This window comes from Mesorhizobium sp. NZP2234 (assembly GCF_013170765.1).
Lineage (GTDB): Bacteria > Pseudomonadota > Alphaproteobacteria > Rhizobiales > Rhizobiaceae > Mesorhizobium > Mesorhizobium loti_D.
Genome location: NZ_CP033364.1, coordinates 5278348 through 5294143, shown reverse-complemented (window position 1 = coordinate 5294143; position 15796 = coordinate 5278348). Strand labels below are relative to the sequence as shown.

Annotated in this window: 19 protein-coding genes; 10 read left to right on the top strand and 9 right to left on the bottom strand. The window is 63.6% G+C overall.

The window, feature by feature from the left end; genetic code table 11:
* Window positions 1-104: 104 nt before the first annotated feature.
* The gene (locus tag EB230_RS26160) at window positions 105-1079 is read left to right on the top strand and encodes a hypothetical protein (protein ID WP_065004950.1); all 975 of its coding nucleotides are present in this window, start codon (window positions 105-107) and stop codon (window positions 1077-1079) included.
* 6 nt (window positions 1080-1085) lie between these two features.
* Here the strand turns inward: EB230_RS26160 and EB230_RS26155 are convergent, their stop codons facing one another.
* The 7 genes from EB230_RS26155 to EB230_RS26125 all read right to left on the bottom strand — a co-directional run bounded on the left by EB230_RS26155 (window position 1086) and on the right by EB230_RS26125 (window position 5422).
* Complete coding sequence (locus EB230_RS26155; protein WP_172374200.1) at window positions 1086-1376, bottom strand: hypothetical protein; 291 nt, start codon at window positions 1374-1376, stop codon at window positions 1086-1088.
* A gap of 270 nt (window positions 1377-1646) precedes the next feature.
* A complete protein-coding gene (gene moaB, locus EB230_RS26150; protein WP_065004951.1) occupies window positions 1647-2201 on the bottom strand; it encodes a molybdenum cofactor biosynthesis protein B in 555 nt (184 codons plus the stop codon).
* Window position 2202: 1 nt separating this feature from the next.
* Window positions 2203-3090 (bottom strand): 4-(cytidine 5'-diphospho)-2-C-methyl-D-erythritol kinase, encoded by an 888-nt coding sequence (locus EB230_RS26145; RefSeq protein WP_065004952.1) that lies wholly within the window; start codon window positions 3088-3090, stop codon window positions 2203-2205.
* 26 nt (window positions 3091-3116) lie between these two features.
* Window positions 3117-3302, bottom strand: a complete 186-nt coding sequence (locus EB230_RS26140) for a membrane protein (RefSeq protein ID WP_013896713.1) — start codon at window positions 3300-3302, stop codon at window positions 3117-3119.
* 140 nt (window positions 3303-3442) lie between these two features.
* Window positions 3443-4303 carry a S49 family peptidase gene (locus tag EB230_RS26135; protein ID WP_056564104.1) on the bottom strand — a complete coding sequence of 287 codons (861 nt, stop codon included), beginning with the start codon at window positions 4301-4303 and terminating at the stop codon, window positions 3443-3445.
* Window positions 4304-4382: 79 nt separating this feature from the next.
* The gene (locus EB230_RS26130) at window positions 4383-5198 is read right to left on the bottom strand and encodes a methyltransferase (RefSeq protein ID WP_056564103.1); all 816 of its coding nucleotides are present in this window, start codon (window positions 5196-5198) and stop codon (window positions 4383-4385) included.
* The gene (locus tag EB230_RS26125; RefSeq protein WP_056564102.1) at window positions 5198-5422 is read right to left on the bottom strand and encodes a DUF2007 domain-containing protein; all 225 of its coding nucleotides are present in this window, start codon (window positions 5420-5422) and stop codon (window positions 5198-5200) included. The genes EB230_RS26130 and EB230_RS26125 overlap by 1 nt, the downstream gene beginning before the upstream one ends.
* A 199-nt stretch (window positions 5423-5621) precedes the next feature.
* Between EB230_RS26125 and EB230_RS26120 the strand changes: the two genes are divergently transcribed.
* The 6 genes from EB230_RS26120 (at window position 5622) to EB230_RS26095 (ending at window position 11714) form a co-directional block, all read left to right on the top strand.
* Window positions 5622-6638, top strand: a complete 1017-nt coding sequence (locus EB230_RS26120; RefSeq protein WP_056565639.1) for a polyprenyl synthetase family protein — start codon at window positions 5622-5624, stop codon at window positions 6636-6638.
* 105 nt (window positions 6639-6743) lie between these two features.
* Window positions 6744-7412 (top strand): GntR family transcriptional regulator, encoded by a 669-nt coding sequence (locus EB230_RS26115; protein ID WP_056564101.1) that lies wholly within the window; start codon window positions 6744-6746, stop codon window positions 7410-7412.
* Window positions 7413-7518: 106 nt separating this feature from the next.
* Complete coding sequence (locus EB230_RS26110; RefSeq protein ID WP_065004954.1) at window positions 7519-8109, top strand: biotin transporter BioY; 591 nt, start codon at window positions 7519-7521, stop codon at window positions 8107-8109.
* On the top strand, window positions 8106-8543 hold the full coding sequence (locus tag EB230_RS26105) for a DUF1284 domain-containing protein (RefSeq protein ID WP_056564098.1): 438 nt from the start codon (window positions 8106-8108) through the stop codon (window positions 8541-8543). The genes EB230_RS26110 and EB230_RS26105 overlap by 4 nt, the downstream gene beginning before the upstream one ends.
* Window positions 8544-8726: 183 nt before the next feature.
* A complete protein-coding gene (locus EB230_RS26100) occupies window positions 8727-10502 on the top strand; it encodes a tetratricopeptide repeat protein (RefSeq protein ID WP_056564096.1) in 1776 nt (591 codons plus the stop codon).
* A gap of 291 nt (window positions 10503-10793) precedes the next feature.
* On the top strand, window positions 10794-11714 hold the full coding sequence (locus EB230_RS26095) for a glycine--tRNA ligase subunit alpha (protein WP_171883367.1): 921 nt from the start codon (window positions 10794-10796) through the stop codon (window positions 11712-11714).
* 1 nt (window position 11715) lies between these two features.
* Here the strand turns inward: EB230_RS26095 and EB230_RS26090 are convergent, their stop codons facing one another.
* Window positions 11716-11892, bottom strand: coding sequence for a hypothetical protein (locus EB230_RS26090; RefSeq protein WP_171883324.1), 177 nt, complete (start codon window positions 11890-11892; stop codon window positions 11716-11718).
* Between the two features lie 60 nt (window positions 11893-11952).
* Here EB230_RS26090 and EB230_RS26085 point away from each other — a divergent pair, with 60 nt between their 5' ends.
* The 3 genes from EB230_RS26085 to EB230_RS26075 all read left to right on the top strand — a co-directional run bounded on the left by EB230_RS26085 (window position 11953) and on the right by EB230_RS26075 (window position 15167).
* Entirely contained in the window at window positions 11953-12543 is a 591-nt protein-coding gene (locus tag EB230_RS26085) for a DUF559 domain-containing protein (RefSeq protein ID WP_244493900.1), read from the top strand.
* A gap of 75 nt (window positions 12544-12618) precedes the next feature.
* Window positions 12619-14775, top strand: coding sequence for a glycine--tRNA ligase subunit beta (gene glyS, locus EB230_RS26080; protein ID WP_172374199.1), 2157 nt, complete (start codon window positions 12619-12621; stop codon window positions 14773-14775).
* A gap of 110 nt (window positions 14776-14885) precedes the next feature.
* The gene (locus tag EB230_RS26075) at window positions 14886-15167 is read left to right on the top strand and encodes an ATPase (protein ID WP_172374198.1); all 282 of its coding nucleotides are present in this window, start codon (window positions 14886-14888) and stop codon (window positions 15165-15167) included.
* Window positions 15168-15246: 79 nt separating this feature from the next.
* Here the strand turns inward: EB230_RS26075 and EB230_RS26070 are convergent, their stop codons facing one another.
* Window positions 15247-15636: a hypothetical protein gene (locus EB230_RS26070; protein ID WP_172374197.1), complete on the bottom strand. Its 390-nt coding sequence runs from the start codon at window positions 15634-15636 to the stop codon at window positions 15247-15249.
* Window positions 15637-15796: the final 160 nt, after the last annotated feature.

The following is a 15796-nucleotide window of genomic DNA, read 5'->3' as shown; positions in this document are numbered from 1 at the left end:
GTGACGCGGGGTTAGCCTCTCCCCGAGGTGGTGAATTGGGTTTGGGTCATACGAGTGGTGGGCGCCGATGCGGCATCGGGTTCACGCTCATCGACGAGGATCCGATGAACCTTTCAACCTCTGAACAATCCGGCGCCGCCAGCCTTGAGGCCATTGCCCGCAATGGCAGCCTGTTGCGGCGCATCGCCGCGCGCATTCCGACCTATCTCACGGACCTGCGCGAAAACCCTGCCTGGCTGCCGATGTTCATGCTGGCGCGCACCATGCCTGGGCGAAGGATGCATTGGCTGGGTGCAAAACGCGCCCGTCCTGCCGGCAATGTTGGGGATACGATGTTTTCCGGTGTCGAGCGGGCGGCGGTGGTCGACGCGCTGCGCTCCGACGGCCTGTTTTCAGGCCTGGTCCTGCCATCGGAAATTCATGAGGAGATCGCGCGTTTCGCGGAACGCACGCCTTGCTTCGGCAATTTCGACCGCCGTCTCGAATTCATGCCGGGCGAGCATGCGCAAGCCGAGAAACGCCTGGCTCGGTCGTTGCTCAGCGGACACTATTTCGAGCGCATCCTCGACTGCCCGGCGGCACTCGCCATACAGCGCGACCCGCTGCTGCTCGACATTGCCGCGCACTATCTCGGCGGCCAGGCGAAACTGATCACCACACGCGTCTGGTGGAGCTTTCCAACCGGCGAGGCCTCCGACGCCGACAAGAACCTCGCCTCGCTCGGCAAGTATCATTTCGACCTCGACGACTGGCGCATGCTGAAATTCTTCTTCTACCTCAGGCCTGTCGACGCCGACACCGGCCCGCATGTCTATGTCAGGGGCAGCCACAGGCGCCGCGCCATAAAGCATCAGCTGACCCTGTTGGTCGGCCATTCCGCCCAGGAGGTCCTGGACGTCTATGGCGAGCAAAGCCCGGTTACCCTGACCGGAGAGGCCGGCTTCGGCTTCGTCGAGGACCCGTTCGGTTTCCACATGGGCACCGTGCCGGCCCGCACGCCCCGGCTGATGATGGAGGTGGGCTTCGGTGTTTCGCGCCCGTCACGCCGGCGCTTCCATGGAGAGCCGGTCATCCGCTGAGCGCGATCAATCGAAGCTGATCTCGCCCGGCATCCAGCGGAGGCGACGCCTGGCAGCGCGTTGCTCTCTGCTTTCCCCGTCGAAATTGACAGGGAGAGGCTCGCGGCTGAACGCCTTTTGGTCGTCCAGGGCATTGATGATGACGATTGCCTTCGTGTCGTCTCCGGTGATCGCGGCGACATAGACGCCGCAATCTGAGCAGATCAGATAGTCGGCCGTCCTCAACCCGAAGCGGTATCTGCGCAACCGCGCGATATCCCTGACCGAGATGGTCAGCCTGCCGTCCGGATCGGCCACGGCGCGCGAGCCATGCTTGATGCAGAACGAGCATTGGCAGGCGCGGACCTCGATTTGCGATGGATCGCGTTCGGTTGAAAATCGAAGGCCTATGTTGCCGCAATGGCATCCGCCGGTATGCTCGTTCATCGCATCGTCCTCGCCGGGATCGGCTATTGCCGTTCCAGGAAAAGGTACTTTCTCCGGCATCCGCTTTGGAATGGCGTTTCGAAGGCGCCGGCGCCGTTCTGCCTGGCAAACGCGGCGTGAACCGGGCTTTGCCCTCGGCTTTTACGGAGCCGACTTGCCGCGCCGCAGATGTTCGTCCAGGCGCGGCATGATCTCGACGAAGTTGCACGGCATGTGGCGGTAGTCGAGCTGCGCCTTCAGGATGCCGTCCCAGGCGTCCTTGCAGGCGCCGGGCGAGCCCGGCAGCACGAAGACGAAAGTGGCGTTGACGACGCCGCCGGTCGCCCGGCTCTGGATCGTCGAGGTGCCGATCTTGTCGTAGGAGATGCGGTGGAACACCTCTGAAAAGCCGTCCATGCGCTTTTCGAAGATCGGCTCCAGCGCCTCCGGCGTCACGTCGCGCCCGGTGAAGCCGGTGCCGCCGGTGGTGATGACGACATCGATATTCTTGTCCCGCGACCACGCCAGGACCGTGTCGCGGATCTTGTCGCGGTCATCGGTGACGATGTCGCGGGCGGCCAGGATATGGCCGGCCTCGGTGATGCGATCGGCCAATGTCTGGCCGGATTTGTCGTCGGCAAGGCTGCGCGTGTCGGAAACGGTCAGCACCGCGATGCGAACCGGAATGAAAGAACGGCTCTCGTTAATCCCAGCCATTTCATTCGGCCTCCGATGCGATGCTGCGCGTCGCCGCGACGAACCAGTCGGGCTGGCGGCCGCGTATTTCGGCTGCCGCCCGCTTGGCGACATTGCCGGTCTCGAACAGGCCGAAGCATGTCGCGCCCGATCCGGACATGCGTGAAAACCCCGATCCGGCCTTGTCAAGCCACGACAGCGCCCGGCCTATGGCGGGCTGCAGCGCCACTGCTACCGGTTCGAGATCGTTGCGGGTGACCTCCAGCCAGTTGCGCAGGCTGTGAAAATCGATGCTGCGCGGCAACGGCGCCAGTGGTTCATTGTCGCGGCGCGACAGGGCTGCGAAGATGTCCGCCGTCGAGACCGGCGTGCCCGGATTGACCAGCACCAGTCCAAGCGCCGAAAAATCCGGCACCATCGACAGTTCGTCACCAATGCCGCGCGCCACCAGCGGCTTTGCCGCCAGGCACATCGGGACGTCGGCGCCAAGCGAGAGACCGATCCGTGCCAGCCTGGCGTCGTCGATGGCCAGGTCCCATGTCCGCACCAGTCCGCGCAATACGGCTGCCGCGTCACTCGATCCGCCTCCGACGCCGGAGGCGACCGGCAGGTTCTTTTCGAGTTTTATGGCGACGGGCGGAGTTCGCTCTGAGCCAGCCTCTCGTCGCAGGGCATCGCGCGCCCTCAGCGCGAGATTGCTGGCATCCAGGGGAACTGACGGCGCATAGCGGCCGGACACGGTGAAATCGTCGCTGTCGGCGAGTGCGACTTCGACCCGGTCGCCAAAACGCGTGAACACCGCCAGGCTTTCAATCAGGTGATAGCCGTCAGGCCGCCTGCCGGTGACATGCAGCGCCAGATTGATCTTGGCATGCGCGGGCCAGGTGCGCGAACCGATCTCGGTGTCCACGGCGTCAGTCGTGTGGGGGATGATGCTCAGTCCTTGGCCAGCCGGTATTCGCCGGTCTTCGGATCCTTGACCAGCGTCCCCATGGCGCCGTTGGCCGCCTGCTTTTCAGTCCGCCGCACCTTGGCGGTCACGCGCTCGGCTTCCCGGACGAAAGTGCGGTAGCCGAAATAGGCGGCGACGCCAACGACGGTGAAGAAAATGATCTGCGGCATGTCAAAACTCCTCCCACGCTGGGCCGGCGAAGGCGGCCGGTCGGGTCGGTTGATGCATGTTGCCCAAAACTGCGTTCGGTTTTGGGAAAACGACATGCATTAGACTACAAGCGCTCATGCTAGACGGTTTCGCCCGGTTTTCAAAGCCCGAAGCGAGCCCACAGCGCGCGCTCTTCCGCCGCATCGATGATGCCGCTGGCGGCAGCGCCGGCGATATCGGGCGCCGAAAAGCCCTTGCTCGAGCCGAACAGGCCGAAGCGGCTGAGGAAGCCGCGCGGCGCCGAGACCAGCCTGAGTTGGGTCTTTGCCCCGAACCGGGTCTTCAGCACGGTGCGCATGTCGCCGAGCGCATCGACGAGGCCGAGTTCCAGGCCTTTCTTGCCGGTCCAGAACAGGCCGGTGAACAGGTCCGGATCGTCCTTCAGTCTCGTGCCGCGCCGCTCCTTGACCAGATCGATGAACGTGTCGTGCACCTCCAGCTGCAGTGCCTTCAGCCGCTCGACGTCCTCCTTCTTCTCGGGCTTGAACGGATCGAGCACAGCCTTGTTCTGGCCGGCGGTGTGGACACGGCGCTCGACGCCGATCTTCTTCATCAGTTCAGGAAAACCGAACGAGGCCGAGACTACGCCGATGGAGCCGACGATGGAGGAGGGATCGGCAAAAATCTCGTCACCGGCGACCGCGATCATGTAGCCGCCGGAGGCGGCGACGTCCTCGACGAAGACCAGAACTTGTCTGTTCTTTTCGTTCGCCAGGTCGCGGATGCGCTTGAAGATCAGCCGCGACTGCACCGGCGAACCGCCGGGCGAATTGATCGAGACGGCGACCGCCGGCGCGTCGAAGGAAAAGGCCTTTTCGATGAGGCCGGCGGTGGAGGCCAGCGACAGGTTCTGCCTGAACTGGCCGCCCGACATGATGGTGCCGTGCAGTCGGATGACCGGAATGGTGACGACGGTGGAGCGCCAGGATTTCGGCAGCAGGCGGTTGAAAAGACGTTTCACGAGGACGCGGTCTCCGGTCGATGGGTTGCAGGCATGTAGGGATTTCCCGGCCAACGGCAATGTGGCGGCCAGGAATAGCTCAATCTCCAAACAGCGAGGCGAGACCGTTGGTGATCATTTCGCTGCGTTCGTCGGGGCCATTGCCCGATTGCGCATGCAGCATCAGGGGCGGACGGATGGCGAGTTTTCCGCGGGTTCCCAGCGCGGCGCGTACGACGATGCGGATCGCCGCTGCGTCGGGGCGAGGGTGCACGGCGAGCATCTCGGCATCGCCGAAACGGCCTGCGATCGCGTCGAGGATGGCGCCGAGCTGTTCGGGCCGCGCGATGACGGCCAACCCGCCGCGCGGCTTGACCACCGCCGCCGCACTTCGGATCCAGCTTTCGAACAGCCCGTCCTCCATGACATGGGCTTCCTTTCTCAGCCGGTCAGGCGTGGCGCGGTCCCGGGCGGGGTTGAAGGGCGGGTTCATGATGACGTAGTCGAAGTCATTGTCGGCCAGACCTGCCGCCGCCCGGGCCTGGCCGGATACCGTGACATCGGCGACGAGCACGGATGCACGATCACTGAGATGGGCATTGCCGGGATGAGCAAGGGTGGCCGCCGCAAAGGCCGCCATTTCCGGCGCGCGTTCGACCAGCACGGCCTGGGCCGCCGGGCATCGCGACAGCACGGCCAGGCCGGCGGCGCCTGCGCCGGCGCCGAAATCGGCGAGGCGTCCGCCAAAGGCGGATGGTACGGACGCCGCCAGCATCATCGCATCCATGCCAGCGCGATGGCCGCCATGCTTGGGCTGCACCAGCCAGAACCGGCCGCGATGGAAGGCGTCGACCGTATGGGCCGGCGTGTCCGGGCCAAGGGTGTCAAGGGCAGGGGCGGCTGGCGCGGCCGGCATTATTTTGTGCGGATCTCGTTGGCGATGCCGGCGTCCGTCAGGATACGCCGCGCGGCATCGACCTGATCGGCGTCGACCATGACGCGTTTCTGCAAAAGGCCGATCGACCCTTCGAGAATGCTCATATTCTGATCGGCGACAAAGCAGGCGATGCCGGCGTCGCGCATCAGCGATTCGACGAAGGAGATGATCACGGCATCGTTTGTGCGGACAAGTTCTATCATCCGATGAAACTCGCAGTTTGCGCTATTGATGTAAACGGGCGGAGATTCCCTGGCCGGGCCTCGCTCCTCCAGCGGTTGACAGGCTGTTACCGGCGCCGCGCCAATTCGCCACTTGCCGTGGCCGTGTCCGCCGCCCTAGAGTCCGTATCGGGACTAAGGGTGCCGTCGCACGCGTTTTACCAAGACGGGAGTGATTGTCGTGGGTGTCGTTCTCAACATCGAAAACGGGAAGCGGGAACCCGCCTCCATCAAGGATCTCATCGATCTGACGGCCACCGATATGGGGCGCGTGAATGAATTGATCCTGTCCAAGGCCGGCTCCGACGTCGAGATGATTCCCGAGGTCGCCAACCATTTGATCTCGTCCGGTGGCAAGCGGCTCAGGCCGATGCTGACGCTCGCCGCCGCGCAGATGTTCGGCTATGCCGGCGAAGGCCACGTCAAGCTCGCCACCTCGGTCGAGTTCATGCACACGGCCACGCTTCTCCACGACGATGTCGTCGACGAGAGCGGCATGCGACGCGGCAAGAAGACCGCCCGCATGATCTGGGGCAACCAGGCGAGCGTGCTGGTCGGCGACTTCCTGCTCGGCCAGGCCTTCCGCATGATGGTCGACGTCGGCTCGCTCGAGGCTCTCGACATCCTGTCGAGTGCTGCCTCGATCATCGCCGAGGGCGAGGTCATGCAGCTTGCCGCCGCCAAGAACCTCGAAACCACCGAGGATGAGCATTTCGCCGTCATCAAGGCCAAGACCGCCGCGCTGTTTTCGGCCGCCGCCGAAGTCGGCCCCGTCATTGCCCAGGCGACCCGCAACGATCGCGCGGCCCTGCGCTCCTACGGCATGAATCTCGGCCTTGCCTTCCAGCTGATCGACGATGCGCTGGATTATGGCGGCACCAGCAAGGATTTGGGCAAGAATGTCGGCGACGATTTCCGCGAGGGCAAGGTGACACTGCCGGTCATTCTCGCCTACCGGCGCGGCACCAAGGCCGAGCGCACCTTCTGGAAACGTGCCATCGAGGACAACATCGTCGACGATGCGGGCCTGGAAAAGGCGATCGGCCTGATGACCCGCCATGGCGCAATAGCCGACACGATCGGGCGAGCCCGCCACTTCGGCGAGATCGCCCGCGATGCGCTGGCGCCGCTGGAAGAAACGCTGCAGAAGTCGGCGCTGATCGACGTCATCGATTTCTGCATCAGCCGGGTGAACTGAGAAGGCCGGCCTTTCCCGGAATTCCTGGTTTGCGCTGGGGAGAACGCCGATGAATACGGCCTCGCCGTCTCGACAAGCTGCCCTGCCGCAAATTATCTATAAAACATGGCAAAGGGCACGGACGACACCATCGCGGTGCGCATCAGCAAGGTGCTGGCGGACCGCATCATCTCCGGCGCGATAGAGCCGGGGGCCAGGCTGCGCCAGGATCATATCGCCGAGGAATTCCATACCAGCCATGTTCCCGTGCGCGAGGCGTTCCGCCGTCTCGAGGCGCAGGGCCTGGCCGTTAGCGAACCGCGCCGCGGCGTGCGCGTCGCCGCCTTCGATCTTGGCGAGGTCAAGGAGGTCGCCGAAATGCGGGCGGCACTCGAGGTGCTGGCACTGCGCCACGCCGCGCCGCATCTGACGTCAGCCATTCTCGATCTCGCCGAGGAAGCGACCAAGGCCGGAGACAAATCCCGCGACGTCAGGTCATGGGAGGAAGCCAATCGCGCCTTTCACCGGCTGATCCTGGCGCCATGTGCCATGCCCCGCCTGCTCGCCACCATCGACGATCTGCACGCCGCCAGTGCCCGCTTCCTGTTCGCGGCATGGCGATCGGAATGGGAGACGCGCACCGATCAGGACCACCGGGCAATCCTGACCGCCTTACGGCAGGGAAACACCGAATCGGCCGCTGCAACGCTGGGGCGCCATGTCCAATGGATCGGCCGCAAGCCGGTCAGGACGGCCTCGGGCGCGACGCGCGAAGCCTTCGCGATCGTGGGCTAGGCAGTCTTTGCACAGCCAGGGCTTGCTATCTCCTGGGAAATGTGGATTCGATAATAGATCGAAAAAAGAAATTATCTATAATTTCAATCGGTCGAAGGAAATCCCTATGACAGACATCGCATTCACGTCCCGCAAGCCGTCCTTCAGCCCGCTTCGGCTCCAGGATCGCTCGCTCGCCTGGCAAGTTGGAGCCGTCGTGCTCGGGACGCTGTTCCTGGCGCTGTCATCCTACATCGAAGTGCCGATGGTGCCGGTGCCGGTGACCATGCAGACTTTCGCGGTGACATTGATCGGTGCGCTTTATGGCTGGCGTCTTGGCGCGATCACCATCGCTGCGTGGCTTGTCGAAGGCGCGGCCGGCTTTCCGGTCCTGGCCGGCGGCGCTGCCGGCGCCGCGCATTTCGTCGGGCCGACCGGCGGCTATCTCTTCGCCTTCCCGGTCACCGGCGCGTTGGTCGGCTGGCTGGCCGAGCGCGGCTGGAACGGCAACAGGGTGGTGCTTGCCTTTGCCGCCATGCTGCTCGGCAATCTGGCCTGCCTGGCTCTCGGCACGGCATGGCTTGCCGTCATGATCGGTGCCGAGCAGGCCATAACCTTCGGCTTCCTGCCGTTCATCGTCGGCGGATTGCTGAAGTCGGCGCTCGGCGCGGCGACACTCATGGCGCTTCGCGGCAAGGCCAAGCCGGCCAATCCGTGACGGTCAGGCTGCGCGCCCACCACCTCCTTTGCCTGCTCACCTATGTGGGCAAGGGATACAGCCCCGCCTTCACCGCCAATTATGACGCGATCGCGGAGCGCCTGAGCCGGGGCGAGGACATCCTCCTCGTCTCCGGTCCGGATGATGTGTGCGCGCCGTTGCTCGACGGGCCGGAACCGCATTGTCTCAACGAGAGCGTCAGCGAGCGGGACCGGCTAGCGGCACGCGATGTCGAGGATTTGCTGGCCCTGCCAATCCAACCCGGCGTCCGCCTCGATCTCGATGCGGCAACACTGGCACGGATGCGCCGGGCGTTTTCGGCTGGCGGCGTACGCAAGGCTTGCTGCGGCTGCGAATGGAACGAGTTGTGCGGAGCGATAGCGGCCGGCGGCTTTCCCGATACCAGGGTGCAGCGGTCCGCCGTACCGCGCTGACCTTGACGCGGGCTTTTCCCCGGTCGAAAATCTGTTCCAGCCATGGTTTGTTAATCGGCTGACCCGATTGTGAATTTCAGGCGGATTGAAGCGCGACCCCAAAAAGGCCATGCTTTGCCCGGAAAGATCGAGTCTACGTCGATCCCGCTGACGCGGAGATGGCGCCTGGCTGAAAGGGATACGATGCAGCAAGGACGTGCGCGCTGGCTGACAAGGCTGGCAATTGTGACGGGCATGGCGATCTCGGCTTTGCCTGCCTATGCCAAGCAATCCACCGAACCGGTCAAGATTTCCTCGTTCTCGGGTGCCTATCTGGCTGCCCGGATCGCCGAAGGTGACAACGATCTCGACAGCGCCATCGCCTACTACAAGCAGGCCCTGGCCTTTGACCCGAGCGACACCGGCCTGCAACAGAGCCTGATGCTGTCGCTGATCGCGCAAGGCCGCTTCGACGAATCCCTGGTCTATGCCGACAAGCTCAAGGAAGTGCCCGATGTGGAGCGATTCTCGCGCCTGGCGCTGGCTGTCGATTCCTTCCACAAGAAGGATTTCACCAAGGCGCAGTATTGGCTCAAGCTGTCGCTGGAATCCGACCTCGACCGGCTGATCTCCGGCGTCATGTCCGGTTGGGCCCAACAGGGCGCCGGCCAGGCCAGCGATGCAATGGCCTCCATCGACAAGCTTCAGGGCCCCGACTGGTTCGGCCTGTTCAAGGCCTTCCACCGCGCGCTGATCGCCGATGCCTCCAACATGCCCGAGAAGGCCCAGGCGATCTACGCCGCGACGATGCAGGACACGGCCGCCGGCGGCGCCGCGCCTGAAACCTGGATGCGCAATGCCCAGGCCTATGCCTCGTTCCTGGCCCGCAAGGGCGACAAGGCCAAGGCGATATCGGTGCTGGATCAGGCTGAAACGTTTTCGCCGGGCAAGCTCGAAATCGTCTCCTTGCGCGACAGGATCGCCAAGGGCGACAAGATCGCGCCGTTTGTCTCGGGTCCGTCCGATGGCGCTTCCGAAATCCTGCTCGATCTCGCCACCGCGCTCAACCGTGGCGGTGGCGAGCCGTTCGTCCGTCTTTACCTGCAATACGCCCTGGCTCTGCGGCCCGACAGCGACGCTGCCCTCGTGCAACTCGCCGCCGTCGCCGAACAGCTGAAGGACGGCGAGGGCGCCATCGCGCTCTATCGGCGCATCCCTGATTCTTCGCCGCTGAAAGAGCTTTCGGACTTGCAGCTTGGCCTCAACCTTGCCGATCTCGATCGCCATGACGAGGCGATCACTCACCTGAAGGCTTTCGTCGACGCCCATCCCAACGACATGCGCGCCTATCTGGCGCTCGGCGGCGTCTATTCCTCCAAGGACGATTTCCGCTCCGCCGCCAACCTCTACGACAAGGCTGTCGAGGTGCTGAAGACGCCGACCGCGGCCAACTGGAACATCTTCTACCAGCGCGGCATCGCCTATGAGCGCCTGAAGGAATGGCCAAAGGCCGAGCCGAATTTCCGCAAGGCGCTGGAATTGCAGCCGGACCAGCCCCAGGTGCTGAACTATCTCGGCTATTCCTGGGTCGACATGAACACCAACCTCAAGGAAGGCCTGGCGATGATCCAGAAGGCCGTCGACCTCAGGCCGAGCGACGGTTACATCGTGGATTCGCTGGGTTGGGCCTATTTCCGGCTCGGCAGGTTTGATGACGCGGTGCGCGAGATGGAGCGTGCCGTATCGCTGAAGCCGGAGGATCCGGTTCTCAACGATCATCTCGGCGATGCCTACTGGCGCGTAGGGCGCAAGCTGGAAGCCACCTTCCAATGGAACCAGGCCCGCGACCTGAAGCCCGATCCCGATGTGCTGGCCACGCTGCAGCAGAAGCTGATGAAGGGCCTGCCGCCGATCGAATCCAACACGGCGCAGGAAACACCGAAGGTCAAGCCCGAGCCGGTGCCCGCCCCGAAGGGGTGAAGTCGGCTTTTTGAATGCGAACGGGGCTTCTTTGGCAGCCCCGTTTTCCATTTCGGGCGTGGGCTTGCCAGAATTCAGCTCGGGCCGGCATCACCTGAATATCAGCTGACCCTGGAACAGGGGACGAAGCAGATCGCAGTCTTCCGGCAAACCTTCAACGTTGCGCGGCACCCTCTCGGCGTCCGCATCCGGCGTGCCTTGCTTGACGCTTCGCCGTCGTGTCTCTAGGACGTGCCGGCAAGCTAGCCTTTGCTGTCGAGGCCACCCGTGACGATTGAAATTCCCGCCCATATGCATCCCAGCCGCTCGTTCCAGGGGCTGATCCTGACCTTGCACAATTACTGGGCCGCCTATGGTTGCGTCATTCTCCAGCCCTACGACATGGAGGTCGGCGCCGGCACGTTTCATCCGGCAACGACGCTGCGCGCGCTCGGACCGCGTCGTTGGAACGCCGCCTATGTCCAGCCTTCGCGCCGTCCCAAGGACGGCCGCTACGGCGAGAACCCGAACCGGCTGCAGCATTACTACCAATACCAGGTGATCCTGAAGCCGAATCCGCCGAACTTGCAGGAACTCTATCTCGGTTCGCTCCAGGCGATCGGCGTCGACCCGCTGCTGCATGACATCCGCTTTGTCGAGGACGACTGGGAAAGCCCGACGCTGGGCGCCTGGGGTCTTGGCTGGGAATGCTGGTGCGATGGCATGGAAGTCTCGCAATTTACCTATTTCCAGCAGGTCTGCGGCATCGAATGCGCGCCGGTGGCCGGCGAACTGACCTATGGGCTGGAGCGGCTGGCCATGTATGTGCAGGGCGTCGACAATGTCTACGACCTCAACTTCAACGGCCGCGAGGGCGCCGACAAGGTGACCTATGGCGACGTCTTCCTGCAGGCCGAGCAGGAATATTCGCGCCACAATTTCGAATACGCCAACACGGCGATGCTGCTCAGGCATTTCGAGGATGCCGAGGCCGAGTGCAAGGCGCTGCTCGATGCCGGTGCGCCGGCCTCGAACGACAATCTGCCGATGCACAAGATGGTTTTCCCGGCCTACGACCAGTGCATCAAGGCCAGCCACGTCTTCAACCTGCTCGACGCGCGCGGCGTGATCTCGGTCACGGAGCGGCAGAGCTACATCCTGCGGGTGCGCAATCTGGCGAAGGCCTGCGGCGAGGCCTTCTTGAAGACGCAGGCTGGTGGTTTGGCGGCCTGAGTCAGGCCCCCTTCATCATTTCGAGGGAAGCGTGGGCCGGCGACAGGATCTGGCCGCTTTGTCCGGCCATCGTCCGCAGCGCCTGCCGTACGCCCGGCATCGAGAAGGTGCCGTGGACCTGCGCGGTGAAGCAGGCGCTGAGCGCGAGGATCTGCAGAAGTCTGGATGCCGTTTTCATCGTCGTTCAGCCAATAGTTCCCTGCCTGAGCGTGGGTCGCTTCAGCGCCGCGTTCGGTTCATGGAAATCTTTGATCCAAGGACGGGCCGGATCGCCGCGTCCCGACAGGGCAGCCAAAGTTTCTGGAAATCAGCCGAAGTCGGCGATCACCTCGCGGAAAGGGTGACAGCGGCCAGCCGAGTTGCTATGCCCTCTTACCTCCCCCTAGATGGGGAGGTCGCCGCGAAGCGGCGGGTGGGGGTGCTGGCGCGACTTTCCATGCCGAAACTCGATCGGTTCAAGCTGCTGTCCGCGCAACGGCTTCGTGCGGCAATGACCGACGAGGAGCGCATCTTGTGGCGGCATCTATGGCGCATTCCAGTCGAAGACACTCATTTCCGCAGGCAAGCGTCGGTCGGTATCTACTTCCCTGATTTCATCTCACATCGGCTGAAGTTGATCGTCGAGGTGGACGGCGCCCATCACAGCCTCGATGACCCGCAACGCCATGACGAGCGTCGAACAAGATGGTTTGAGAGCCAGGGTTATCGCGTGATCCGCTTCTGGAACCATGAAATCAAAAACGAACTGGATTCCGTGCTCGATACGATTTATGCGGCGGTGGAAGAACGAAAATCCCACCTTGGCCCGCGAGACGCCGAAGGCGCTTGAGACCGAGACGCCGCCACCCCACCCCGGCGCTAACGCGCCGACCCTCCCCATCAAGGGGAGGGTGAGGAGCTAACCATGCCTGACCTGCTTCTAGAACTCCGCTCGGAAGAGATCCCCGCCCGCATGCAGCGCAAGGCGGCTGGTGATCTCAGGAAGATGCTGACCGACGGTCTGGTCGAGGCGGGGCTGACCTATGAGGCGGCGCGCGAGTACTGGACGCCGCGGCGTCTGGCGCTCGACATCAGGGGCCTGACGGCGCGCTCGAAGGATATAAGTGAAGAGATCAAGGGGCCGTCGACGACGGCGCCCGAGCAGGCGGTCCAGGGGTTCCTGCGCAAGGCCGGCCTGTCTTCCATCGCCGAGGCACATGTCCACTCCGATCCGAAGAAGGGCGACTTCTATGTCGCTCACATTTCGAAGCCGGGCAGGGCGGCTGAAGAGATCATCGCCGAACTGGTGCCTGGCATCATCCGCAATTTCCCCTGGCCGAAATCGATGCGTTGGGGGCCGGCCTCGGCCAAGCCCGGCTCGCTGCGCTGGGTGCGGCCGCTGCAATCGATCCTGTGCACCTTCGGCCCGGAGACCGAGGAGCCTGTCGTGGTCGATTTCGAGATCGACGGCATCCGCTCCGGCAACACCACCTATGGCCACCGCTTCCTGGCGCCCGGCGAAATCACCGTGCGTCGCTTCGACGATTATGTGAGCAAGCTGGAGGCCGCGAAGGTCGTGCTCGATGCCGACCGGCGCAAGGAGATCATCCTCGCCGACGCCCGCAACCTCGCCTTTGCCAACGGGCTCGACCTGGTCGAGGACGATGGGCTGTTGGAGGAAGTGTCCGGGCTGGTCGAATGGCCTGTCGTGCTGATGGGTGAGTTTGAGGAGGCATTTCTCGCCATTCCGGCCGAGGTGATCCGGTTGACCATCCGCGCCAACCAGAAGTGCTTTGTCACGCGCCCGCAAGGTGAAGGCGAAACGCTGTCCAACCGCTTCATCCTCACTTCCAACATCGAGGCCAGGGACGGCGGCAAGGAGATTGCCCACGGCAACGGCAAGGTGGTGCGCGCGCGCCTCTCCGACGCGCTCTATTTCTGGACGACCGACCAAGGCGATCTGCCGGACCTCGGCCAGCTCGAAGCGTCGGCAAAAAAGTTTGGGCTCGATCTGAAGAAGCCGCTCGACCAGCGCATGGCCCGCCTCGACCATCTCGGCGTCACCTTCCACGCCAAGCTCGGCACGCAAGGCGAGCGGGTGGAGCGGATCCAGCGATTGGCTGGGGAATTGGCGCCGAACGTCGGCGCTGAGCCGGCGCTCGCCGCCCGCGCCGCGGTTCTCGCCAAGGCTGATCTCACCACCGAGGTGGTCGGCGAGTTCCCCGAACTGCAGGGGGCCATGGGCCGCAAATACGCGCTGCTGCAGGGCGAACACCCCTCCGTGGCCGCGGCCATCGAAGAACACTACAAGCCGCAGGGCCCGTCCGATTATGTGCCGAGCGACCCGGTGTCGGTCGCCGTCGCGCTCGCCGACAAGCTCGATACGCTGGTCGGCTTCTGGGCGATCGATGAAAAGCCGACGGGGTCAAAGGATCCTTATGCGTTGCGTCGCGCAGCGCTGGGCGTTGTGAGGATTTTGGTCGAGAATCGAATTCAATTGCGGCTCACTTCCCTTTTTGCAAAGGCTGGTGCCCGGTATGCGGGGGGCGGCGTGGAGCAGATCCGAGACCTCCTGGCCTTCTTCCACGACCGCCTGAAAGTCTACCTCCGCGATCAGGGCGCCCGGCACGATCTCATCGACGCCGTCATCACCCCGCAGTCCGACGACCTCCTGCAGATCGTCCGCCGCGTCGAGGCGCTCGGCTCTTTCCTTGACACAGAGGACGGCAAGAACTTGCTCGCCGGCACCAAGCGCGCGGCCAACATCCTGGCTGCCGAAGAGAAGAAGAAAACGGCGGTCGCCGAAGCCGTTGAGCCGGCTCTGTTCAAGGAGAATGCCGAGAAATCGCTGTTCGCGGCGGTGAATCAGGCCGAGAAGCAAGCCGGCGAAGCGATTCAAAACGAAGACTTTTCCGCCGCCATGCTGGCGCTTAGCGCGTTACGCGAACCCGTTGATTCATTCTTTGAAGGCGTTCTCGTGAATGATGAAGACCTGGCGGTGCGGGCCAACCGTCTTGCGCTTCTCACGCGCATCCGCGCGGCCACGGGGCAGGTCGCTGATTTCTCGAAAATCGCCGGTTGAGCGCCCAGGAAAAATATCTTCCGGCCGGCCGTTCGAGCCGGCTTACAGTCATATGACGATGATCTCTGCGTGGCAAAAGGGACATGTTCCCCAACCCAACGGAGGCTTCCATGAATTCCGATCACGAAATCGAAGTGACTGAAGAAACCTCGGCCGGCGCCGAGGCGCTTGAATCCGCTTCCGAAACCGCCATCGATCACGCCGCCGCCGCCGCGGTCGAAGCCGCCGATCTGTCGGATGACGACGATGCCGATGACGAAGAAGGCGACGATGAAGACGGCGAAGATTCCGACGAAGACGACGATGAAGCCGTGAAGGCCGAAGGCGACGACGCCGAGGACGAAGAAGACGCCGAGTCCGACGAAGACGACGACAAGGAAGAAGCGGCCTGAGATTTCAATCCGGTTTTGTCGGGAAGAAGGGGCGGCGCATCGGCGCCGCCGTTTTTGTCGGTCGTCCCGAACTGACTTGTCAGTTCTCCAGGACGCTGACCCGCACGCTGTTTTCGTAGACATCGACCTGGATCAGCGGTTCGCCGTTGACGATGGCGCGCTTGGTCGAGGAACTCATCGCGCCGGGACGTTCCAGCATGCGCTGCAGATCGGCGCGCTGGTCGTTGGTCCCGAACCAGGCATCACCCTCATCGTCGCGGTCGCGGCGATGGAATTTGTGCCAGTTGGCGCGGTCCTGCCGCACCATCTGCGCGGCGCTGTCCAGCGCATAGCCGTCGCTCGCCTGGTGATCCCGATCGGAAATACGCGCCACATAGGATCCCAGCATGTCATCGGCTTGCGCCGCGCTGGCACCCAGCATCGATGCCAGCAAAAGCGCGACCACGGTAACTGTCTTGGATAGTCTCATGATCAACCCCCTTTGAACGACGAAGTCGTCTGCCAGAGCCGCCCCTTGGCCTGAATCGCTTGACCAAATCCAGGCGGCTTCGAGCGGTCAGATACTTCAAGGCGAACTCGCGCAGCAATGGTGCGCAGGGCGCCGTCAAGCTGTCAACGATCTGGCCAGT